This window comes from Rhizobium sp. ZW T2_16, assembly GCF_044987325.1.
In the GTDB taxonomy this organism is placed as follows: domain Bacteria; phylum Pseudomonadota; class Alphaproteobacteria; order Rhizobiales; family Rhizobiaceae; genus Neorhizobium; species Neorhizobium cellulosilyticum.
On record NZ_JBJDRG010000006.1, the window covers coordinates 201963 to 224855 of the forward strand.

The following is a 22893-nucleotide window of genomic DNA, read 5'->3' on the forward strand; positions in this document are numbered from 1 at the left end:
CAGTCAGCCGAATACCTTGGTCAGGGCCCTGTCGATGGCACCGGTGATCTGGTCGATTTCGCTGGCATTAATGATCAGCGGCGGGCTCATGCACAGCGTGTTGTTGAGGCCGGGGACCGAGCGGTTGGTGGCGCCGATTATGACGCCCTGCGCCAGGCAATCGGCGGTGACGGCCTGGACCATCTTTTCCGGTGCCGGTTCCTTGGTTGCGCGATCCATCACCAGCTCCGCGCCGCAGAACAGGCCGAGGCCACGGACATCGCCGATCACCTGATGGCGGCTCTGCAATTCGCGCAGGTTGTTCATCAGCCGCTCGCCCATTTTCAGCGTGTTTTCGAGCAGGCCTTCGTCCTCGATAATGCGCATGTTTTCAAGCGCTGCGGCCGGTCCGGACGTGCAGCCGCCGAAGGTGGAGATGTCGCGGAAATAGGACATCGGGTCGGTCGGATCGTCCTTGAACATCTCGAAGACCTTTTCGGTCGTCACCGTGCAGGAGATCGCTGCGTAACCCGAGGCGACGCCCTTCGCCATGGTGACGAAATCGGGCTCGATACCGTAGTGCTGGTAACCGAACCATTTTCCGGTGCGGCCCATACCGCAGACGACTTCGTCGATATGCAGCAGGACATCGTATTTGCGGCAGATTTCCTGCACGCGTTCCCAATAGCCCTTCGGCGGGGTGATGACGCCGCCGCCGGCAGTGACCGGTTCCAGGCACAGAAGACCAACGGTTTCCGGGTCTTCACGCAGGATGACTTCTTCGATCGCGTTTGCGGCGCGCAGGCCGTAATCGTCCACGTCACCCCACTGGCTGCGATATTCCAGGCAATGCGGCACCTCGACGAAGCCTTCCGGCATCGGGCCATATTGCTCGCGGCGTTCCTTCTGGCCGGCTGCGGCGAGCGTGCCGAGCGTCGTGCCGTGGTAGTCGCGGTCGCGGTAGAGGATCTTGTATTTGCCGCCATTGTGTTTCCGGTGCGCGATCTGGCGCACCATCTTGAACACCTTCTCGTTCGCTTCCGAGCCGGAGTTCGAATAATAGACGCGGGTCATGCCCGGCATTTTTTCGATCAGCTTTTCGGCAAAGAGTGCAGCCGGAACATTGCCGGCCGCGCCCGCGAAATAGTTGAGTTTTATCAATTGGTCTCGCACCGCATCGGCAATCGTCGTGCGGCCATAGCCGACATTGACGGTCCAGACGGCACCGGCGACCGCATCAAGATATTCCTTGCCGGTCGCATCCCACACACGCGTGCCCTTGCCCTCGACATAGATCTTCGGGTCGACGCTCTCATATTGCTTGTGCTGCGAGAGATGGTGCCAGACATGGGCGCGATCGGCTTCGATGACGGCCTGGATGTCGTTCGGACGGGAAGCGACGTTCATGATGTTCCTCTTTCTTGCTTTATCTACCGTCCAGCCCTTTCCTCGGAACTGTCGGCGTTTGTTGAACCCATGAAAGAGCCCTTCGCGCTTCATGTCAAAGGATTTGCGCGGGGAATTTCGCGAAAGCGGGCGCGGCTTTTGAAACCGGGCGAGGGACGGCGTGAAAAAGGCCATAAATTTATTAGCGCGGCGTACTTTAGTGGCCGCAAACGGCTTTCGAAATGGCCGCAATTCCCCTAAAAATACAGGCTCTTGGGAAATTCTGGGAGGAAACATGAAGATCACCAAGCTGGAGACGGTGCGTGTCGCCGAGCGGAGCAATCTGCTCTGGGTTCTGGTCCACACCGATGAGGGCATTACCGGGTTGGGGGAGACCTTTTTCGGGGCCGAAACGGTGGAAAGCTATATCCACGAATATGTCGTCCCGCGTGTCATCGGCCGCGATCCGCTGGCGATCGATCTTCTGGCGCAGGAACTGGTGGGCTATGTCGGCTTCCGTTCGTCGGGTGCGGAAGTGCGCGGCAATTCCGCCTTCGACATCGCGCTCTGGGACATTTTCGGCAAAGTGACCGGCCAGCCGATTGCGCAGCTGCTCGGCGGTTTTTCGCGCAAGGAAATCCGCACCTACAATACCTGCGCGGGCACCGAATATATCAAGAAGGCGACGGGGCAGACGACGGCCAATTACGGGCTTTCGACCGGCAAGGACTATGATGACCTGAACGGCTTCCTGCACCGCGCCGACGAACTGGCGGAATCGCTGCTTTCCGAAGGCATCACGGCGATGAAGATCTGGCCATTCGACCAAGCGGCGGAAAAGACCAAGGGTCAGTATATCTCGTCTGCCGATCTGAAGGCGGCGCTCGAACCCTTCGAGAAGATCCGCAAGGCCGTTGGCGACAAAATCGATATCATGGTCGAGTTCCATTCCATGTGGCAGCTTCTGCCGGCCATGCAGATCGCCAAGGCTTTGACACCCTACAACACGTTCTGGCACGAAGATCCGATCAAGATGGACAGCCTGTCCAGCCTGAAACGATATGCCGAAGTCTCGCCTGCGCCGATCTCGGCATCGGAAACGCTCGCCACCCGCTGGGGTTTTCGCGACTATCTGGAAACCGGTGCTGCCGGCATCGTCATGCTCGACATTTCCTGGTGCGGCGGCTTGTCGGAATCGCGCAAGATCGCCTCGATGGCGGAAGCCTGGCACCTGCCGGTCGCGCCGCATGATTGCACCGGCCCGGTCGTGCTCTGCGCCTCGACGCATCTTTCGCTGAATGCCCCGAATGCGCTGGTGCAGGAAAGCGTGCGCGCCTTCTACAATACCTGGTATCGCGATCTGGTGACGGCGTTGCCTGAGGTGAAGAACGGCATGATCACTGTGCCGCCCGGTCCGGGTCTTGGCATGGAGCTCAACCCGGAACTCGACAAGGCCTTCACCGTTGGCCGTCGGTTCTCCGACGCTTCGTCCATCTGAGGAAGACAATCATGCAAATCTCCTCAAGCGCGGCTCTTCGGGGCGCTTCGGTTGCAGGCCCTGCAATCATGCTGCTCGGCATGCTGATGTTCGCGCTCAACGACACAATGGGCAAATGGCTGGTCGCCAGCTACGGGCTCGGGCAGGTCGTGCTTCTTCGAAGTCTTGCCGCCCTCGTCATCCTTGTGCCGATGGTCTGGATGGCCGGGTTGCCGGCACTTACCAAAGCCGAGCGACCATGGATGCAGCTTGCCCGTGTGGTCTGCTCGACGGCGGAAGTTTTCTGCTTCTATTACGCCGTCATGTATCTGCCGCTTGCCGATGTCATGACCTATTGGCTGGCGGCGCCGATCTATGTCGCGGCACTCTCGCCGCTGCTTCTGGGCGATCATGTCGGATGGCGTCGCTGGACGGCGATTGGGATCGGTTTCGTCGGGGTCATCATCACGCTGGAACCGTCTGCTGCGATGTTCACCGCGCCTGCGGTAATCTCGATCATCGGCAGTGCCGCCTTCGCCTTCATGATGATCTCTGGGCGTTTTCTGCGCGGAACGCCGGACACAACGCTGGTCTTCTTTCAGGTGATGGGGGCGGGGCTCGCGGGGCTGGCGTTTGCCCCCTTCGACTGGTCGCCGATCCAGTCCGGTTTCGATCTCGGCCTTTTAGGCCTGCTCGGCATCGTAGCGATGGCGGCGCATATGCTGGTCAACCGGGCGCTGAAAATCTCGGATGCGGCAACGGTCGCGCCACTTCAGTATACGCTTCTGCTCTGGGCGGTGATCTTCGGCTTCCTGTTCTTCGGCGACGTGCCGCGGTTGACCATGCTTGTCGGTGCAGCCCTCATCGTCGCTTCCGGCCTGTTCATCTTCATCCGCGAACAGATGCTGAAGAAGCGGGACAGCGTGCTTCCGGCTGTGCCCGAATAAAAATAAGCCCGCACCGGCGGGGTGCGGGCCTCACTCACGACAGCTTTTCCGGGGAGTGTATCCGGATCAGTTGCCGCGGATGGTTTTCAGCTCGGCGAGAATGCCGTCGACAACGTCGGCGCCGATCTGGGCCTTGTGCTTTTCATAAACGATCATGGACTTTTCGCGGATGCGGGTCTGCTCTTCCGGCGAAAGCTGGTTCACTTCGAGACCTGCCGCCTTGATCTTTTCCAGCGACTTCTTGTTCAGGTCGGCAATGACCTGACGCTCGACATCACGGCCGACGACCGCACATTCGCGCAGCGCTGCCTGTTCTTCCGGCGTGTAGGTGTTGAAGATCGCCTTGGAGAAGAGGAAGAGGAACGGCGTGTAGGCGTGGTTCGTCTCGGTGATGTATTTCTGCACTTCGAAGAATTTCGACGTGTCGATCGTCACATAGGGGTTTTCCTGCGCGTCGATCGCCTTGGTTTCCAGCGCCGAATAGACTTCACCGAAGGCCATCGGCGTTGCGTTGGCGCCAAGGTTCTGGAACGTGTCGAGGAAGATGTTGTTCTGCATGACGCGGACCTTCAGGCCCGAGAAATCTTCCCACTTGGTCACCGGATGCTGGGAATTCGACAGGTTACGGAAACCGTTTTCCCAATAGGCAAGATTGACGAGGCCAGCCGCATCGAGCTTCTGGTTCATCGAGTCGCCGAACTTGCCGTCGAGAACCTTGTAGGCTTCAGCCGGGGTGGCGAACAGGAAGGGAAGGTCGAAGACGCCGAGCGCCGGGATGATGCCGACGAGCGGTGAAGACGAGGTGACGACTGCTTCCTGGACGCCGGAACGCAGCGCCTGGGTTGCCTGAAGGTCACCGCCGAGCGCGCCGCCCCAGAAAGCGGTGAGCTTCAGCTTGCCGCCCGACTTCTGGTCAAGGCATTCCTGCATCGCCTTGATGCCGTTGCCGACCGGGTGATCGGCATTGATGCCGTTCGAGACGCGGATGTTGCGGCTGTTGAATTCGGCGAAAGCCGGAGCCGAACCCGAAATCGCCATGGCGAGTGCGGTCGTTGCGAAAAGAAGTTTCTTCATAGTAGTCCTCCCAGTTAGACGTCAGATAGAAAAGGTTGTTGGTCAGGCCGTCAATGCAACCATCGTGCGGGTACGATCACGAGATCGGGAAACAGCACGAGCAGGAACATCACGATTGTCTGGGCCAGCAGGAACGGCCAGACACCGGCGGTCACCTTGCCAAGCGGTATCCTCCCGACACCGCTGACAACGTTGAGGACAACACCGACCGGCGGCGTGATGAGGCCGATCGAGTTGTTGATGATGAACAGGACACCGAAATAGACTGGATCGATGCCCGCCTGCTTGATGATCGGCATCAGGACAGGTGTCAGGATCAGGATGGTCGGCGTCAGGTCGAGAGCGGTGCCGACGACGAGCACGAGGATCATGATGACGAACATCAGGAGCGTCGGGCGGTCGATCAGCGGCTCGATATAGCTGGCGATTTCGGCCGGAATGTTGGCAGCCGTGATCAGCCATGCCGAGACGAGTGCTGCGCAGACCAGGAACATGATGACGGACGTGGTCTTGGCCGCCTGCAGGATCACGCGGGGCAGGTCGCTCGGCTTGAGTTCGCGGTAGATGAACATGCCGACGAACATGGCATAGACGGCTGCCACCACGGCGGCTTCCGTCGGCGTGACAACGCCAGCCTTGATGCCGCCGAGGATGATGACCGGCATGCCGAGCGCCCATGCGGCTCGACCCGTTGCCCGCAGTCTCTCCTTGTATGTGGTCTTCGGCAGTGCCTGGACATTGTCCTTGCGCACGACGATCAGCCAGGTGACGACCAGCGACAGGCCCATCAGGATGCCGGGGAAAATGCCGGCCATGAAGAGCTGGGTGATCGAGACGTTGGCGGCCACGCCGAAGACGATGAAGGCCATCGACGGCGGGATGACCGGGGCGATGATGCCGCCGGCGGCGATCAGGCCGCCGGAGCGCGGGATGTTGTAGCCGGCCTTGGCCATCATTGGGATCAGGATCGCGGCAAGCGCTGCGGTATCAGCCGCTGCCGAACCGGAGATCGATGCCATGATGAGAGCGGCGACGATCGCAACGATGCCGAGACCGCCGCGGATATGTCCGACGCAGGCCACTGCAAACTCGATGATGCGCTTCGACAGGCCGCCGGAATTCATCAATTCACCGGCGAGAATGAAGAAGGGGATGGCGAGCAGGGTGAAGGTATCGGCACCCGCAATCATGTTCTGCGCAATGATCTGCGAATTGAACATATCCATGTACCACATGAGTATGACGCCGCAGAACATCAGCGAGAAGGCAACCGGCACGCCGATCGCCATGGCTCCGAGAAGGGAGCCGACAAAGACGAAAAGTGTCATATCAGGTGCGCTCCGCCATCTGTTCGATCGTCAGGTTTTCGCCGGTAAAGGCGGCGATCTCGTCTTCGGTGACGCGACCGGTCACCAGGCGGATGAGACGTTCGAGCGAAATCAGTACACAGCCGCCGCCGGTGAAGAAACCGACGCCATAGACCCAGGCCATGGAGAGACCGGTGACCGGCGCAACCATGCTCGAGTTGATCGGCAACTGGACCCAGGTGCCCCAGAAGAAGATGGCGGAACAGACGATGATCACGAGGTTGCTGAGGATCATGCAGGCGACGCGGCCCTTGCGGCCGAGCATCGCGACGAGGGATTCCACGCCCAGATGGGAGTGTTCGCGAAACGCAACGACGGCGCCGATGAAGGTTAGCCAGACGAAGAAGTAGCGCGACAGCTCATCGGATACGTTAAGGCCGGAATTGAAGCCGTATCGCAGCACGACATTGCCGAACACCATGATGGCCATGCCCGCGAGAAGCAGGATGAGCAGGATCTCGAGGAACCTGTAGAATAAGTCGGTAATCTTTTGCATTTGCTCCTCCCTGATGCCCCTACAAAAGACCGCGCTGCGCGAGGTTTTTCATCAGTGCCATGATCCCGAATGTCCATTCCGGGCAGGTGTCGCTGTGTTCCACCCGGTTGACCAGTCGCCCGAGTTTCGGGCTGGAAATTTCGACGATGTCACCGATCTCGTGGGTGAAGCCCAGGCCCTTGCCACGCCGGTCCTTGACCGGGGCGAACATGGTGCCGAGGAAAAACAGCGCGCCATCGGGATATTGATGGTTGCGGTTCAAAAGCTGCGAGGTCAGATTTTCCGGTGAACGGCTGATCGCCTTCAACGGGCTGACACCGGTCATCTCGAACCCATCCTCGCCCTTGACCGACAAGCTGATCTCGGCGGACTTGACGTCATCGATTGTGAACGTGCCATCGAACAGGCGGATGAAGGGGCCGATCGAGCAGGAGGCGTTGTTATCCTTCGCCTTGCTCAGGAGTAGCGCCGAACGGCCTTCGAAATCACGCAGGTTGACGTCGTTGCCGAGCGTTGCGCCGATGATCTCACCCTTGGAAGTGATGGCAAGCACCACTTCCGGCTCAGGATTGTTCCAGTCGGATTTCGGATGGATGCCGACATCGGCGCCGCAGCCGACGGATGACATGGGCTGGGCCTTGGTGAAGATTTCCGCGTCCGGGCCGATGCCGACTTCGAGATATTGCGACCAGAGGCCCATATCCTGCAGCAGTTTCTTTACTTCGGCAGCCTTTTCCGATCCCGCAACGAGGCCCTTGAGGTTATCGCCGAGAACCGGGGCCAGCCGGCCGCGAATTTCCTGGGCGCGCAGAGGATCGCCCTTGGCCTGTTCCTCTATCACCCGCTCCAGCATGCTGTCTGCGAAGGTGACGCCGGCGGCCTTGATCGCCTGAAGGTCGGCCGGCGCAAGAAGCGTTCCTGCCTTGCCGTTCAGGAAGTCATCGAGGCTTCCAAGATCGGTGAATGATGAGGTTGCGGACAGCCTCGCAACAAGATCCTCAATCTCCAGCAGCGCAGACAGGGTCGGCGCCAGAGGCGAGAGGTCCAGAAGATGTCCATTCGAGAAAAGTACCGGGCTAGGGCCGGCTGCTGCGTTTGACCATACACGTCCAACCAGAAGCGCATGTCGCGCATCCACCGGCAAGACGATATCCGACGACAGGGCATGCAGATATGCCAAGAAAATCCTCCCATGTTCAGGAAAAGGCCTCCACCTTTCCCAACGTTGTCAGATGTCCGACAACGTTAGAGCCGTTTTAATATGACTTTTGCGTTTTGTCTATAACGGCAGGACGACGTGGGGGTGGAAAACCAGACCAGACCTGCCGTCAGCTCATTTCCAGCTCAAGGTTGAGGCGCCGGGCAGCGCCATTCAGATGCCGCTTCATTGCGGTTTTTGCGGCAGCCGGCTCACCGGTTGCGATCGCATCGCGGATAGCGACATGTTCGGCAATCGTCACCTCGACGATTTCCTCCAAAATTGCAGCAGCGCGGGCGGCATTGATGGCGACATGCGTCCGTTCGGTGATGAAGCCGACGAATTGCTGGAAATATTCGTTATGGGTGGCGGCGGCCACGGCGCGGTGGAAGGCCAGATCGGCAACAACGCCCTGATCACCCCATTTCTCCGCGCCGGTCATCTGCGCAAGGATCTCGTCGAGCCTGGCAAGATCTTCGCGAGAATGGTGGAGGGCAGCCAATCCGGCGGCTTCCGTCTCTAATGCGAAGCGCACCTGGAACAGGTCGCGGAAAGCTTCCTTGTCTTCCGGTGGGCCTGCCTCGATGCGTAGCGACTGGCGCTGCGCCAGTTCCGTGGCGAAGGCGCCGACGCCCTGTCGGGTTTCTACCAGTCCTTCATTGCGCAGATGGGCGATTGCCTCACGCACGACCGAACGGCTGACGCCGAAGGTTTGTGCCAGAATATGTTCGGTCGGCAGTTTCTGGCCCGGAGCGATGCTGCCATCGGCGATTTCCCGGCCGATCTCGGCGGCAATGCGCGTCGGCAGATGCTCGCTTCGTCTGATCTGGGTGAAATCGGCCATGGCGGATAGTGCTCCTTGTGATGGCTAGCGAATATCCGCGCCGAGATCGATTTGGCAATGGGGGTTCAACAGCAGGTCCGGATCGATCGCCTTTTTGATGGCGACAAGCAGGCCGCGCTTGGTCTTCGACAACCGTTCCTCAAAGTCATCGCGTTTCAGGCGGCCGATGCCGTGTTCGGCGCTGATGCTGCCGTTGTATTTGTCGACCACGACATTGACGACCTTCTTGGCCTTGTAGATCTTCTCGTGGCGTTCCTCGATGGTCGAGCCGTTCGGCGGAAGCACGTTGAGGTGTACGTTGCCGTCGCCCACATGGCCGTAGGACACACTGATGCAGTCGGGCAGTGCTTGCGCAACCGCCGCTTCGGCATCGACGACGAAAGCGGCAAGCTGCGAAAGCGATACCGAGATGTCGGTGCGCATATGGGCTCCGCGCCTGGCCTGTCCCTCGTTCATGCCTTCACGGATGAGCCAGAGATTGCGAGCCTGCGCCTGCGATGTGGCGATCGTGCCGTCGACCACCAGTTCGTCGGTCATCACGGCCTCAAGGAAACGGTGCATCAGGTCGTCGATATCGACGAGGCCGGAGCCGGAAATTTCCATCAGAACATAAGCGGGGTAATCGCCCGAGAGGGGGATCGGCAGGTCCGGCATGGCTTCGCGCGCCAGCGTGAAGGCGAGCGGCGGCATGAATTCGAAGGCCGACATCAGGTCGCAGCAATCGCGACGGGCACGGCGGTAGAGGGTGATCGCATCGTCCAGCGAATTCAGCGCCAGAAGCGCTGTCGCGACATTGTCGGGGTAGGGCGTCAACTTCACCGATACGGCGGTGATGATGCCGAGCGTGCCTTCGGCGCCAATGAAGAGCTGTTTCAGGTCCAGCCCACGATTGTCCTTGCGCAGCGTCGACAGGCCGTCGAAGACGCTGCCATCGGGGAGGACGACTTCGAGGCCAAGAACCAGTTCACGGGTCATGCCGTAGCGCAGCACGTTGATGCCGCCGGCATTGGTGGAGACGTTGCCGCCGATGCGGCAGCTGCCCTGCGCGCCGAGTGCGAGCGGAAAGAACATGCCCTTTTCGGCAATCGCATCCTTCAGTTCTGCCAACACGCATCCGGCCTCGACTACGGCGGAAAAATCGTCGCTGTCGATATTGCGGATCCTGTTTATGCGTTCCAGCGAAAGCACGACCTGACGTTCCGGTTCATCCGGTATGCCGCCGAGAACGAGGCCGGTATTGCCACCCTGCGGCACGATCTTCAGGCCGAGATCGCGGCAGGCCTTCACTGCTGCCTGCACATCCGCAGTCGAGCGGGGACGTATGACGGCAATCGCACCGCTGGTCACGTCGCCGTGCCAGTCGCGGCAATATTGCAGCATGTCAGCCGAGTTGGTGAGGACAAGATCTTCGCCAAGAATTGCGCATAGCGAAAGACGCTGCTCGGCGATCGAGCCTGAAAGGTCCGTCATGTAGTCTCTCCTCCCCAGGAGTGCCCGGAAATGTCTCCGGCAGTCCAAAGCCTCACGTCAGTTTTCACCGGCTGCTTTTTTGCCTGATGACGAACTCTTCTATTTCCAAACAGAGCATACAGGGTTATCAGACAACCTTACAAGAGGAAATTCGTGGGGCATCCACGGGTGTATGGGAGGAAACATGCATATTCTTGTTATCGGTGCTGCCGGCATGGTCGGTCGCAAGCTCACCCAGCGTCTCGTTTCGGAAGGGGTGCTGCACGGCAAGCCCGTTGATGCGTTGACGCTTGTCGACGTCATCGAGCCGGAGGCGCCTGCCGGTTTTGCCGGCAAGGTGACGACGCTGGCGTCTGATTTCAGCCTGCCCGGCGAGGCGGAGAAGCTGATCGCCACGCGGCCGGACGTCATTTTTCATCTGGCGGCGATCGTTTCCGGCGAAGCGGAACTCGATTTCGACAAGGGCTATCGCATCAACCTCGACGGTACACGCTATCTGTTCGATGCCATCCGGCTTGAAAACCAGAAGGACGGTTATTTTCCGCGCGTCGTCTTCACCTCGTCGATCGCGGTCGTCGGTGCGCCCTTGCCCTATCCGATCCCCGATGATTTCCATCTGACGCCGCTCACCAGTTACGGCACGCAGAAGGCGATGAGCGAGCTGCTGCTGGCCGATTACAGCCGGCGTGGTTTCTTTGATGGTATCGGCATCCGTCTACCGACGGTCTGCATCCGCCCGGGAAAGCCGAACAAGGCAGCCTCCGGTTTCTTCTCCGGCATCCTGCGCGAGCCGCTTGTCGGACAGGAAGCAATCCTGCCTGTCTCCGAGGACGTGCGTCATTGGCACACCTCGCCGCGCTCCGCTGTCGGTTTCCTCATTCATGGCGCCGGTCTCGACCTTTCGAAACTCGGCTGGCGTCGCAGCCTGTCCATGCCGGGTGTCAGCGCGACGGTCGGTGAGCAGATAGAGGCCCTGCGGCGGGCGGCGGGCGAAGACGCAGTGAAACTGATCCGTCGTCAGCCGGACGAAATGATCATGAATATGGTCGCCGGCTGGGCACCAGGTTTTGAGGCCAAGCGCGCCACCGAACTCGGCTTCACGTCTGAGAAGAATTTCGACGAGATCATCCAGGTCCATATCGAGGATGAGCTGGGAGGCAAGCTGTGACCGGCGAGACGCAAAAGAAGAAGATAGCCTTTCTCGGGCTTGGCCTGATGGGGCTGCCCATGGCGCGCCGGCTTGCCCGCGCCGGTTATCCTCTGACGGTATGGAACCGTGACGCTGCAAAGGCGAAGCCGCTTGAAGCCGAGGGGGCAGTGGTCGCCGCTTCGGCCACGGACGCGGTTCGCGATGCCGATATCGTCTTCACCATGATGACGAATGGCGATGTCGTCGGCACGGTCCTGTTCGATAGCGGGGTTGCTGCTGCGATGAAGAAGGATGCCGTGCTGATCGACACCAGTTCGATTGCGCCGTCGATTGCCCGCGATCATTCCGCCAGACTTGCTGCTATCGGCATCAGGCATCTCGATGCCCCGGTTTCCGGTGGTGTCGTCGGTGCCGATGCGGGCACGCTGGCAATCATGGCCGGTGGTGATGTCGATGTGGTTGCGGATCTTGCCGATGTCTTCGCCGTTCTCGGTCGCGTCACGCATGTGGGGCCGAGCGGGGCAGGGCAGGTGTGCAAGCTCGCCAACCAGCAGATCGTGGCGGTCACGATCGGTGCCGTCGCTGAGGCGATGATCCTTGTTCAGGCCGGCGGCGCATCGCGTGAAGCCTTCCGCAATGCGATCCGCGGCGGCTTTGCGGAGAGCCGTATTCTGGAGCTGCATGGCGCGCGCATGGTGGAACGGAATTTCGATCCCGGTGGTTCGTCGAACAACCAGCTGAAGGACCTGAATACGGTCATGGCGCTCGCCAAGGAACTTTCGCTGCAGCTGCCGTTGACGCAAACGGTGACCGGCGAATTTTCCGACTTCGTTTTCGAAGGTGGCGGAGAAAAGGATCATAGCGGCCTTCTGCTTCATTTCGAAAACATCAACCCCAAGTCCTGACGTCAAACAGGCAGGTGAGATCGGGAATGGCGGCGTTGCTGCCATTCGCTCGCGAAAAAATGCTGCACTGCGATAATATGTCTTATTGACGGGTCGATTAGGGCTGGCCTCGACGGGCTTTCGGGCGTAACACGGTCGGACACCCAAGTCCTTTCAGGACACCCCAACCCGGCGCGGCCCGCGATTGCGATGCGTGGCACCCCCTGGCACCCTTACGTCGCCGCGCTGTTCAGAAATGGATCTGCGCTCTTGGATAACACCTTGGCAAAAGACGTGGCCTCGTCGCCTATCGACGAAAAGGTCAGGCTGAAATCTATCATTGGCGGCTCTGCCGGCAATCTGGTCGAATGGTACGACTGGTATGTCTATTCCGCCTTCACCCTCTATTTTGCTCCCATCTTCTTTCCCTCGGGCGACCAGACGGCGGAACTGCTGAGTGCTGCGGCCGTCTTTGCCGTGGGCTTCCTGATGCGGCCGATCGGTGCCTGGTTCATGGGCATCTATGCCGACCGCAAGGGCCGCAAGGCCGGCCTGACGCTTTCCGTCACGCTGATGTGTCTCGGTTCCTTCCTGATCGCGATTGCACCAGGTTATGAGTCTATCGGCCTTGCTGCGCCAGCGATCCTCGTGTTTGCGCGTTTGCTCCAGGGTATCAGTGTCGGCGGCGAATATGGCGCCAGCGCCACCTATCTCAGCGAAATGGCCGGTCGCAACCGCCGCGGTTTCTTCTCCAGCTTCCAGTATGTGACGCTGATTTCCGGTCAGCTTGTAGCCCTTGCGGTGCTGCTCGTGCTGCAGGCTTTGCTCACTGCAGAACAGCTGCAGTCCTGGGGTTGGCGCATTCCGTTCTTCATCGGCGGATTGCTGGCGATCGTGGTGTTCTATATCCGCCGCGGCCTCGTCGAGACGCAGTCGTTCAAGAATGCCGACAAGGATGCGAAAAAGGCTTCCGGCGGCTGGGCGCTGTTTAGGCATTACCCGAAGGAAGCCTTCCTCGTCATCGCGCTGACGTCGGGCGGTACGCTCGCCTTCTACGCCTATACGACCTACCTGCAGAAGTTCCTGGTCAACACGTCGGGCTTCAGCAAGGAGACGGCGACGGAGATCACCACGGCAGCCCTGTTCGTCTTTATGCTCTGCCAGCCGATAGCCGGCGCGCTTTCCGACAAGATCGGGCGCAAACCGCTGATGGTTGGCTTCGGCGTTCTCGGCACGCTGTTCACCTACCTCATCTTCACCTCGCTTGCGGCCACGACGAACGCGTTCACTGCGTTCCTGCTATCGCTGGTCGGCCTGCTGATCGTGACCGGCTACACGTCGATCAACGCTGTGGTGAAGGCCGAGCTTTTCCCGGCGCATATCCGTGCGCTCGGCGTCGCTCTGCCTTACGCGCTCGCCAACACGATCTTCGGCGGCACGGCTGAATTCGTGGCGCTGAAGTTCAAGCAGATCGGCCATGAAGAGTGGTTTTTCTGGTATGTGACGATCATGATCGCCATCTCGCTTATGGTCTATGTGAAGATGCGCGACACCAAGCATCACAGCCATATCAAGGAAGACTGATTCTCGCCTGCTTGGCCGTTTAAGCTCAAGAACGATGATTTACCGGAGGCGGGCTCATGGCTCGCCTCTTTTCGTTTCGCCCCGCGCCACTTTTTTCTATGCGGAAACAAGGCGTGCCCGGCTCGTCGCTTGCAAAAGAAAACTCGCATAAGCCTCGATCAAGGCTGCAGGTTCAGGGTCTTCCGTATCACCTGTCGCGACCCTGTTTCACCCGAGTTGGTTACCGCTTCTTAAGATTTGGGCGGGTCGCGTTAACCATTTGTTAACCACGTCAGCGGTAGACATCGGGCAACGATTTATTAACGTAGATGACCAAAGTGCTAACAGACGCTCGCTCCATTCGCATCAAGGGCCGTTCGTTCCTGGCGGTCGTTCTTTCACCGGATCTTCCGCTGGATCAATGGCTTGAACGCCTCGACGATCTGGCTGCCCGATCTGCCGGTTTCTTTCTCGACAGGCCCGTCGTCCTCGACGTCTCGGAGCTTTCGATCAAGAAGGCCGAGCTGAAACAACTGATCGACGACCTTGCCGCGCGCAAGGTCCGGATCATGGGCATCGAGGGCGCGCGCCCGTCGCAGCTCACGCCCGAAATGCCACCTGCGATGAAGGGCGGCAAGCCCGCTTCCGACGTCGAGGTAACGGCACAGGAGCCGGAAACCGAGGCGGAGGCCGAGGCGGATGTCGCCGCGGTTGTCTCACCGGCGCCGCAGCGCCAGGAAGCGCCGCAGGTTCGGGCGATCCCGCAGTCGCTCACCATCGACGAGCCGGTCCGTTCCGGCCAGTCGATCATCTTTCCGGAAGGCGACATCACGATCGTCGGCTCCGTTGCATCGGGTGCCGAGGTTATCGCCGGCGGTTCGATCCACATCTACGGCACGCTGCGCGGCCGGGCGATGGCAGGGTCGATCGGCAATAGCAACGCACGCATTTTCTGCCGCCGCCTAGAGGCGGAACTGATCGCCATCGACGGTATCTACAAGATGGCGGAAGACATGGATTCAAGCCTTCGCGGGCACGCCGTGCAGCTTTCGCTCGAGGGCGAAACGATCATGGCAGACGTACTTTTCTGAACCGGAACAAGGTTCAATACAGGAGATCAGGATGGGGAAAGTCATAGTCGTGACGTCCGGCAAGGGCGGGGTTGGCAAGACAACATCGACGGCCGCACTCGGAGCAGCGCTGGCTCAGCGCAATGAAAAGGTCGCCGTCGTCGATTTCGATGTCGGGCTTCGCAACCTCGACCTCGTGATGGGTGCAGAGCGCCGCGTGGTCTACGACCTCGTCAACGTCATCAACGGCGACGCAAAGCTGCCGCAGGCGCTGATCCGCGACAAGCGGCTCGACACGCTGTTCCTGCTGCCAGCCTCCCAGACGCGCGACAAGGATGCGCTGACGGAAGAGGGTGTTGAGCGCGTCATCGGCGAATTGAAGAAGTATTTCGACTGGGTCATCTGCGACAGCCCGGCCGGCATCGAAAAGGGCGCGACGCTTGCCATGCGCCATGCCGACGTTGCCGTCGTCGTCACCAACCCGGAAGTCTCGTCGGTTCGCGATTCGGATCGCATCATCGGCATGCTCGATTCCAAGACGCTCAAGGCTGAGAACGGCGAGCGGATGGAAAAGCATCTGCTTCTGACCCGCTACGATTCCGTCCGTGCAGAACGCGGCGACATGCTGAAGGTCGACGACGTTCTGGAAATCCTCTCCATCCCGCTTCTCGGCATCATCCCGGAAAGCACGGATGTTCTGAAGGCATCGAACCTCGGTGCTCCGGTCACGCTGTCGGATGCACGCAGTGCGCCGGCACAGGCCTATTTTGAAGCTGCCCGCCGTCTGGCCGGCGAAATCGTACCTGTGACGGTGCCGGGCGAAAAGCGCGGCATCTTCGGAAAACTCTTCGGAAGGAAGGCCGCATGAGCATACTGCGTCTTTTCACCCGTTCGCCTCGGCGCTCGGCGCCTGCTGCGCGGGAACGCCTGCAGGTTCTTCTGGCTCACGAGCGGGCATCCACCGGCTCCGACCTGACCGCGATCCTGCGCGAGGAAATCCTTGCCGTCATCGCCAAGCACGTCCAGCTCGACGCTGACCGTGTCACGGTGAAGGTCGATCGCGACGAGAATGTCTCGATCCTCGAGATCGATGTCGAGATTCCGCTCGATGCCGCAAGGGCAGCCTAAGTCTCCCAAGACTTGAAATGAAAACGGCCCGGGGCTTATGCTCCGGGCCGTTTGCTTTTGATGGGTCAGGCAGCGATCGGGTGGTGCCTGTATCGCTGCTGCGGAAGCTGGGGCACGGGCCGCCGGAGGGTCAGTTTTCCAGCGGCATAGAACATCAGGAAAGAACCGATCTGATAGGGGAAGATCACGTCGATCTCGACGAAGGATCGCATCAGCAGCAACAGGCTGACGGCGAACAGGACGATGGATGACGGATCATTGTGCCGGTTCAGCATGGCGCTCAGATGGCCGAAAACGTTTCGCAGCAACATGAAGACAAGCAGCGCAAGACCGACCAAGCCGTTCTCCACGGCCACCTCGATATAGGTGTTGTGGAAGTGGAAGCCTGTACGGGTGGCGATGAAAAACTCGTCCCAAAGCTGTTCCGGCTTGGCAAAACCCTGGACCCAGAAACCCTGATAACCCATGCCGAGGACCGGGTTGAGATGTGCCGCCTCGATACCCTGTTGCCAGAGATAGGTTCTGCCCGTCAGCGTCGAATCCTTGCCGAACAGACCGAGGATCGCATCGACTGCGCCCATTTGCAGGCCGGCCACGACGATCGCCAGGCCGATCACGAGAATGCCGACGAAGAGCAGCTTTCGGCTTCCTGGTGCCAAAAGACCGAATGGCAGATAGGCGATACAGGCGGCAATCAGCCCCGCCGTGGTGATAACGGACGTAGCCGATTGGGACGCCATCAGGCAGTAGGCGCAGAGAAGTGCCGCGGCACCGGCGCCAGCCAGCCATATATCCCGGCGCCGGAAGACGATGGCGTAGAGAACTGAGAAAACAATGCCGAGCGAGGCATAAAGCCCGAGCTGGTTCTTGGAAGCGAAGGATCCGACGAAGCTGTAGCTGCCATCCATCGCATCATAGCTGTAGTGACCGAAGACGATCGAATAGAGCATGACCACGACCGTGCCGACGATCGAACCGCGTGTCAGCGTCAGCACGCTGATCGTGCGCATTGCTATCAGGGCGCAGATCAGATGGGTAAGCAGCTGGATTGCCGTCCTCAACGACACCGATGGCGCCGGCGACCAGAAGGCTGACAGGAAACAGAGAAGCGGGAAGGCGATTATCCAGAAATATCTGAAATAGTTGCCCAGCACCCGTTTGTAATCAACCAGGATCAGCGGAAACCAGAGCCCGTAATAGACCAGGATCGACACCTGCCCGAAAAGGCTGGAATAGGCGAAGACGAAGAAGGATAGCGCCACTGCCGCTATCCCATAGACCTGGTTCCTGTCAGGGTCGACCAACATCGACCGAGCGATTTTCATTCGCCACCTATCACTGCATCAGAAGGTCTGATGATACCTTGATCACGTCACCGGGGCGCAGCATGGCGTTTTCATCGACGGTGATCTGTTTCGGACCGTCGCCATTATCCCGGACGATGACGTATTTGATCGTCGCGTCCTTGTTGGACGGGTCGAACTTCAGGGCCTCGGCCGACTGCGCCAGGGCTTCCTGCATCAGCTCGCGGCTGGTCGAGAGTTCAAGGCCGAGCTTTTCCAGCTGCGCCTCGGTGTCCTGCAGTTCCTGGGCGCGCTGGGCATCCCAGTCGTTGCGAAGGTTGATCTCGTCCTGGTTCGCCTTGTTGATATCCTGCTTGGCGCGCAGCGAAGCCGTATCCGTATCGAGCATGTTGGATTCGAGATCCGCTGCACGTTCTTCCGCCGAGAGACGGCGGCTGGATGTGGCAAGACCCTGTTCGCTGAGCTTGGCCATGCGATCGCGGTCGTCGTTATAGAGCGCGAGCTGCCGCTGCTGTGTTCCCGATTTCTGCGCCAGAGACTGGACTTCGGTATCAAGCAGGGTTTTGAGGTCGGCCAACGCCTTCAGCTGAAGTTCGTAACGCTCGCGCCGGGACTTCATCAGCGAGGCTTCGCTCGCCATCAGTTCCTTGGCGTTCGGCACATCCTTCAGTTCCGGCGGCATGGCCAGTTCCTTGGCATTGGCAATTTCAGCCATGAGGCGCGCCCTGCGGGCGATCAAACGGCCGCGTTCCGAATCACTGACCTGTGCATCGCCGCGCGCCCGGATGAAGTCTCGGGCAAAGCGCTGGCCTGCGTCGGAGCGCTTGAGGCCGCCGGCAAGGCTGACGGCTTTCAGAACGGTCAGATTAGGGGAATAGGGATATTCGCCCGGCTTATCGACATCGCCCGCCAAGAAGAGCGGCCGGAATTCCGCGATTTCCACGGAAGCCGAGGGGAGATTGCGCAGGGCGAATTCGCTCTGCAACCTCTCGCCGATCGCCTTGCCGACCTCTGCCGTCGTCTTGCCGGCGGCATCGAGATCACCGATGAAGGGCAGCGATAGTGCTCCGGACGGGCCGACCGCATAGTCGCCGCTGACGGCGTCCCAGGTGCGGACGCTGCCGTCTGCCGGCTGCCATTCCGCAACGCGAATGCGAAGCTTGTCCATCACGCCAAGGCGATAGGCACCCTCCTGGCTCTTTGCGCTGACCGTTGCCGTCGCTTGCGCCGGTTTGCTGGTCTTTGTCGCAGGCTGGGCCGCAGCTGCGGCCTGAGGTTGGGCTTGGGACTGGGGTGTCTGGGACTGAGGCTGGGCAGAAGTCTGCGCGCCTGCTGATGTGGTCAGCGACAAAACAAATGTTCCCGCCGCTATTGCCAGCGTCGGGATGCGTCGCGGAAAGACCATTCGGATACCCATCAGATCTCCTTGGTTTATTGCATTTCGTATTTCGTGGTGATTTCCGCACCGGCGGATAACGCGCGGTGCGGCTATGATGCCCGTCAGTAGCTACCGCGGGCCATGCAGACGGCAGGGATCGTCTTCAAGATGATCGAGACGTCCTTTATCAGCGACCAGTTCTGCACATACTGCGTATCGAATGCGATGCGGGTCTCGTAAGACACGTCATTGCGTCCGCTGATCTGCCATAGGCCGGTCAGGCCGGGGCGGGTCTGCAGGTAATAGACGGCAGAGCTGTCATAAACCTTCAGCTCGTCGTCGACGACCGGACGCGGACCGACGACACTCATCTCACCGCGGACGATGTTGAGGAGCTGCGGCAGTTCGTCAAGGCTGAGCTTACGCAGGACACGACCAACGGCCGTGACGCGCGGGTCGTCCTTGAGTTTGCGGGTCTGGCGCCATTCTTCCGCAGCCTCGGGGTTTTCCCGAAGATGCTTCCGAAGCAGTTCATCGCCATTCACCGCCATGGTGCGGAACTTCAGGCATTTGAACACACGGCCCCTGTGGCCGATGCGGCTGTGTCCGTAAAAGGCGGGGCCTTTGTCGGTCAGCTTTACCAAAGCCATGATCATCAAAAACAGCGGGCTGAAAACGATCAGAGCCATGCCTGCTGCGGTTACGTCAAACGTTCTTTTGGCCAGGCCGCCGATCGGGAGTGTCATGGCGGCATGGTCCAGGTCTGATAGCGGCGTATCTGCCGAACGTGTCGCTGACTTCATAGAGGGGGCTCCATTTAGGTTTGGCGATAGTCGGTGCCTTAAGCGGCGCTTCATTGAGCTGGTATGTGATAATAAGTCTGTGTTCGTAATTTGATGCCAGACAAAAATTTCTGCGATGTGACGGGAAGGGCCGGTGGGAGGCCAAAAGGCGAGAGATTGTCACAGCTGCAGGTCGTGATCGTAAATATAAAGGCTTACACAAATACTACCGCAAGCTTGTAAAATTGAATCGATGTCGACTATTAATCGTAATCGAAACTTGATCCGGATGTATTACCAGTGATTTTACGCGGTCTGATCATTCACCGCTTCTTGAGGTTCAGGCCCTAAGTAGCTTGCCCTTAGGACCAAAGGCCTAGGCCTGCTGCACTGCAATACAATGGTGCGGCGCAAAAAGGCGCATGATGGCGCCTTGTGACCTTTGTAACAATAAGTGAACGGATATCGCGGGCGCTCGGCACCCGGCGGCGTCTATTTGTTCCAAGAGGCGCCAAATCAGGCTTAATTGTGGCGAAAGTGTGGTGGAGATATGTGGTAACAGGGTGTTGAACCGTTTGAAAGGCACCTAGCGGGCGATGACGGAACCTTACGAAAGATTCACTGGCCAAAATTTATGAGCCGGCGAAAATCTTGAAAACTCTCTCACTGCACAGTAATGTAAAGGGCATGTGAGAGGACTGATGAAATTTAAAAATTCATAAGAAAAGTCCCTCGGGAGGAATGATGATGTACGCACCGCGTGTATTCGTGAGCATGTTGGGCACACTCGCCGTGTTTGCTATTGCCGCTTACGTCATGTCAGGTTCCTTCTGGACGGCGCTAATCGAGACTATCTTCTGCGCGCTAATACTTCAGATCGGTTATTTCATCGGAATCGTTTACATGGTGCGTCGGGAGAAGGCGCAGATGGATGCCGACCGGTCGAGTGATGGCCTCAAGGCAAAGTCGAGAGCAGAGGCAGGCGTCCGCGACAGCCTGACAGCCGAAGCGCCAGCTCGGGTTCACATTCAGGATCATTGAGCCTTTGACGGGCAATTCTGGCCCCTAAAATTAGCCCTTTCACATCGCTGCCATTTTCCTAAGTTCATAAGTCTGCACCAATGAGCGGTGAAACGGACGATGGAGAAGCTTATGGCGCAAGCCGTTGATGAAACGATCTGTGTAATCATCGCAGCCAAGAACGCATCCGATACGATCGGTCTGGCAGTGGCTTCTGCGCTTCGCGAGGCTGCCGTATCCGAAGTCGTCGTCGTCGATGATGGCTCCAGCGACGGAACGGATCAGGCGGCACTTGCGGCGAATGATGGAAGTGGTCGCCTGAAGATCATTTCCTTCGAGAAGAACCAAGGACCTTCGGCGGCCAGAAATGCGGCGATCGCGCAGTCGAGCGCGCCGCTGATCGCAATTCTTGACGCAGACGATTTTTTCTTTCCAGGCCGGTTCGCTCCGATGCTTGAAGAGAGCGGATGGGATTTTATCGCCGACAACATCGCCTTCGTCGCCGATCCGGCTGCCCTTTCTGCACCAGCGCAGTTTCAGTCGCGGTCGCGAGAGCTTTCGCTCGTACAGTTTGTCGAGGGCAATATTTCGCAGCGTGGCAAACCGCGCGGCGAGACCGGTTTCCTGAAGCCGGTCATGCGCCGATCCTTCATCGTCGCAAACGGCCTAACCTACGACGAGGGGCTGCGGCTCGGAGAGGATTACGATTTCTATGTGCGGGCGCTTGCGCTCGGTGCCCGTTACAAGGTGATCGAACATTGCGGGTACGGTGCCGTGGTGCGCGGCGATTCTCTCAGCAGCCGTCATCGCACCGAGGACCTGAGGCGGCTTTATGAGGCCGACAACGCCGTGCTTGCCGCCATGCAACTGTCTCCTGATGCGCGTTCGGTGATTACCCATCACCGCGACCACATCAAGGCGCGGTATGAATTGCGCGAGTTTCTCGATGTGAAACGGCAATCGGGCAAGGGCGGTGCGATCAGGCATATCCTGTCGCGTCCGGATGCCCTTGTGCCTGTGGTCACCGGCATTTTCTTCGATAAGTACGATGCGCTTCGGCGCAACAACACGTCGGCGGCGTCATTGCCGACGACCCCGCGCTATCTGCTGGCCGGCGTGCCGGTAGCAGGGCAGGGCTGATACCAAAAGGGCATAAGGCGGATGAGTTGTCATCCGCCCTGTCGTTTTCGTCGCCAAACAGTGTCCGTTGTCGCAGGCAGGATTATCCGCGCCCGCGATCGAGCTTGCCTGCGCCAAGCTTGACGGCTGCGCCAAGAATGGCCGGGTCGCGCATGACCCAGCGTGCCAGCATTCCGAAATCGGGCGACTGACGGCGCTTCAGCCGTCCAGCCTGACTCCAGAGCGCCTGTCGTCTTGCGATGTTTTTGTAGGAGGTGATCGACGCGACATCCTCCGGCCTGTCCTCGAAACGCGTTTCGAGCGTATCGAGCGCCACCAGCGTGTTGAACTGCTGCTGCAGGAATTCCGGCGACTGGTTGTCGATGCCATGGAAGATGTTGACGCCCATGCCACGGGCAGCGCCGGGCGCGTCGCACAGGACGGTTCGCTTGGAATTCAGGATGCAATCGGCGAAGAACAGCACGTCCTCGGCGGCAAGCCGCAGCGCCGGATCAAACCTTATCGTTTCAAACAGCGGCCGCCCGATCACCATGCAGCTCAGGTGCAGGAAGGCCCAGTCCTTGAGCATGACGCTGGCAAGTTCGGGGATCTCCAGCACGAGCGGATCTTCGACCAGCGTCTTGCCTTCCTCCGTCTCCGCCAGCTTGGCCATGCCGAAATGGTAATAGAATTCCTCGCTTTCCTGCATCGAGGCGAAATAGCACTCGGCCTCGAAGCGGGTCATGAAGTCATGGGCGTTCTTCAGGTGGTCGGTGCGCCATAGGTCGTCGGAATCAAGCAGGGCGACGAAGCGTGTTTCTGGCGGAACATTGTCCAGGCCGGTATTGCGGGCTGCACCCGGTCCGCCGTTTTCCTGGCGGATGACGCGGATCTTCGCCTTCCATTCGGCGGGGCTGTCGCGCAATTCCGTTTCAGCGGAGAGGGGCGACTGGTCATCGACGATGACGATGTCGAAATCCTTGAAACTTTGCGCGAATATCGATTTCAGCGCGCGGGACAGAATTCCTTTTTTCCGTTGGTAGAACGGAATGACAACAGTAAAACTAGCCATGTTTTGAATTCCTTAGCAGTTCTGGAACGTGAGCTTGGGTGGCTGTCCATCTTTCTTGGAGAGAGGAGAGGGCGCGTATCACAAGGCCGGGGCCGGGCTGTTGCCCGTTGCGGAACACAGGGATGGCGGTGAAAGCATCTGCGCCCTTGCGGACGCAGGTCTATCTGTCGAAGCTGGCAGCCTGG

General features: G+C 59.4%; 22 protein-coding genes. 11 read left to right on the forward strand and 11 right to left on the reverse strand.

Annotated elements, in window-relative coordinates; genetic code table 11:
* Positions 1-3: 3 nt before the first annotated feature.
* Positions 4-1386, reverse strand: coding sequence for an aspartate aminotransferase family protein (locus ACI3K0_RS17110; RefSeq protein WP_404945754.1), 1383 nt, complete (start codon positions 1384-1386; stop codon positions 4-6).
* A gap of 1 nt (position 1387) precedes the next feature.
* On the opposite strand from ACI3K0_RS17110, the gene ACI3K0_RS17115 reads away from it, so the two are divergent.
* The 3 genes from ACI3K0_RS17115 to ACI3K0_RS17125 all read left to right on the forward strand — a co-directional run bounded on the left by ACI3K0_RS17115 (position 1388) and on the right by ACI3K0_RS17125 (position 3789).
* Positions 1388-1459, forward strand: a complete 72-nt coding sequence (locus ACI3K0_RS17115; protein ID WP_404945838.1) for a hypothetical protein — start codon at positions 1388-1390, stop codon at positions 1457-1459.
* Between the two features lie 201 nt (positions 1460-1660).
* Positions 1661-2863: a mandelate racemase/muconate lactonizing enzyme family protein gene (locus ACI3K0_RS17120; RefSeq protein ID WP_404945755.1), complete on the forward strand. Its 1203-nt coding sequence runs from the start codon at positions 1661-1663 to the stop codon at positions 2861-2863.
* 11 nt (positions 2864-2874) lie between these two features.
* Entirely contained in the window at positions 2875-3789 is a 915-nt protein-coding gene (locus ACI3K0_RS17125; protein WP_404945756.1) for a DMT family transporter, read from the forward strand.
* A gap of 66 nt (positions 3790-3855) precedes the next feature.
* Here ACI3K0_RS17125 and ACI3K0_RS17130 read toward each other — a convergent pair whose 3' ends face one another.
* The 6 genes from ACI3K0_RS17130 to ACI3K0_RS17155 all read right to left on the reverse strand — a co-directional run bounded on the left by ACI3K0_RS17130 (position 3856) and on the right by ACI3K0_RS17155 (position 10238).
* On the reverse strand, positions 3856-4863 hold the full coding sequence (locus tag ACI3K0_RS17130; RefSeq protein ID WP_404945757.1) for a TRAP transporter substrate-binding protein: 1008 nt from the start codon (positions 4861-4863) through the stop codon (positions 3856-3858).
* Between the two features lie 50 nt (positions 4864-4913).
* Positions 4914-6191, reverse strand: a complete 1278-nt coding sequence (locus ACI3K0_RS17135) for a TRAP transporter large permease subunit (protein ID WP_112458971.1) — start codon at positions 6189-6191, stop codon at positions 4914-4916.
* A 1-nt stretch (position 6192) separates the two neighbouring features.
* Positions 6193-6726, reverse strand: a complete 534-nt coding sequence (locus ACI3K0_RS17140; protein ID WP_112458970.1) for a TRAP transporter small permease — start codon at positions 6724-6726, stop codon at positions 6193-6195.
* 19 nt (positions 6727-6745) lie between these two features.
* Positions 6746-7906 (reverse strand): fumarylacetoacetate hydrolase family protein, encoded by a 1161-nt coding sequence (locus ACI3K0_RS17145; RefSeq protein WP_404945758.1) that lies wholly within the window; start codon positions 7904-7906, stop codon positions 6746-6748.
* A gap of 148 nt (positions 7907-8054) precedes the next feature.
* On the reverse strand, positions 8055-8768 hold the full coding sequence (locus ACI3K0_RS17150) for a FadR/GntR family transcriptional regulator (protein ID WP_404945759.1): 714 nt from the start codon (positions 8766-8768) through the stop codon (positions 8055-8057).
* A 24-nt stretch (positions 8769-8792) separates the two neighbouring features.
* Entirely contained in the window at positions 8793-10238 is a 1446-nt protein-coding gene (locus ACI3K0_RS17155; RefSeq protein WP_404945760.1) for an FAD-binding oxidoreductase, read from the reverse strand.
* Between the two features lie 184 nt (positions 10239-10422).
* Between ACI3K0_RS17155 and denD the strand changes: the two genes are divergently transcribed.
* From denD to minE, 6 genes are all read left to right on the forward strand, one after another.
* Positions 10423-11406, forward strand: a complete 984-nt coding sequence (gene denD, locus ACI3K0_RS17160; RefSeq protein WP_404945761.1) for a D-erythronate dehydrogenase — start codon at positions 10423-10425, stop codon at positions 11404-11406.
* Complete coding sequence (locus ACI3K0_RS17165; RefSeq protein ID WP_404945762.1) at positions 11403-12293, forward strand: NAD(P)-dependent oxidoreductase; 891 nt, start codon at positions 11403-11405, stop codon at positions 12291-12293. Before denD ends, ACI3K0_RS17165 begins: the two co-directional genes overlap by 4 nt.
* 261 nt (positions 12294-12554) lie before the next feature.
* Entirely contained in the window at positions 12555-13856 is a 1302-nt protein-coding gene (locus ACI3K0_RS17170) for an MFS transporter (RefSeq protein WP_286194049.1), read from the forward strand.
* Positions 13857-14164: 308 nt separating this feature from the next.
* On the forward strand, positions 14165-14926 hold the full coding sequence (minC, locus tag ACI3K0_RS17175; protein ID WP_404945763.1) for a septum site-determining protein MinC: 762 nt from the start codon (positions 14165-14167) through the stop codon (positions 14924-14926).
* A 31-nt stretch (positions 14927-14957) separates the two neighbouring features.
* A complete protein-coding gene (gene minD, locus ACI3K0_RS17180) occupies positions 14958-15773 on the forward strand; it encodes a septum site-determining protein MinD (protein WP_148143045.1) in 816 nt (271 codons plus the stop codon).
* Complete coding sequence (gene minE / locus ACI3K0_RS17185; RefSeq protein ID WP_148143046.1) at positions 15770-16033, forward strand: cell division topological specificity factor MinE; 264 nt, start codon at positions 15770-15772, stop codon at positions 16031-16033. Before minD ends, minE begins: the two co-directional genes overlap by 4 nt.
* Before the next feature lie 65 nt (positions 16034-16098).
* Here minE and ACI3K0_RS17190 read toward each other — a convergent pair whose 3' ends face one another.
* From ACI3K0_RS17190 to ACI3K0_RS17200, 3 genes are all read right to left on the reverse strand, one after another.
* Entirely contained in the window at positions 16099-17358 is a 1260-nt protein-coding gene (locus ACI3K0_RS17190) for an O-antigen ligase (protein WP_148143047.1), read from the reverse strand.
* 10 nt (positions 17359-17368) lie between these two features.
* Positions 17369-18754 carry a polysaccharide biosynthesis/export family protein gene (locus tag ACI3K0_RS17195; protein ID WP_246435665.1) on the reverse strand — a complete coding sequence of 462 codons (1386 nt, stop codon included), beginning with the start codon at positions 18752-18754 and terminating at the stop codon, positions 17369-17371.
* A gap of 83 nt (positions 18755-18837) precedes the next feature.
* The gene (locus tag ACI3K0_RS17200) at positions 18838-19518 is read right to left on the reverse strand and encodes a sugar transferase (RefSeq protein ID WP_148143048.1); all 681 of its coding nucleotides are present in this window, start codon (positions 19516-19518) and stop codon (positions 18838-18840) included.
* A 723-nt stretch (positions 19519-20241) separates the two neighbouring features.
* On the opposite strand from ACI3K0_RS17200, the gene ACI3K0_RS17205 reads away from it, so the two are divergent.
* Positions 20242-20538 (forward strand): exopolysaccharide production repressor protein, encoded by a 297-nt coding sequence (locus ACI3K0_RS17205; protein ID WP_246435668.1) that lies wholly within the window; start codon positions 20242-20244, stop codon positions 20536-20538.
* Positions 20539-20649: 111 nt separating this feature from the next.
* Positions 20650-21657 carry a glycosyltransferase family 2 protein gene (locus tag ACI3K0_RS17210; protein ID WP_404945764.1) on the forward strand — a complete coding sequence of 336 codons (1008 nt, stop codon included), beginning with the start codon at positions 20650-20652 and terminating at the stop codon, positions 21655-21657.
* 82 nt (positions 21658-21739) lie between these two features.
* Here the strand turns inward: ACI3K0_RS17210 and ACI3K0_RS17215 are convergent, their stop codons facing one another.
* Positions 21740-22708, reverse strand: coding sequence for a glycosyltransferase family A protein (locus ACI3K0_RS17215; RefSeq protein WP_404945765.1), 969 nt, complete (start codon positions 22706-22708; stop codon positions 21740-21742).
* Between the last annotated feature and the right edge of the window lie 185 nt (positions 22709-22893).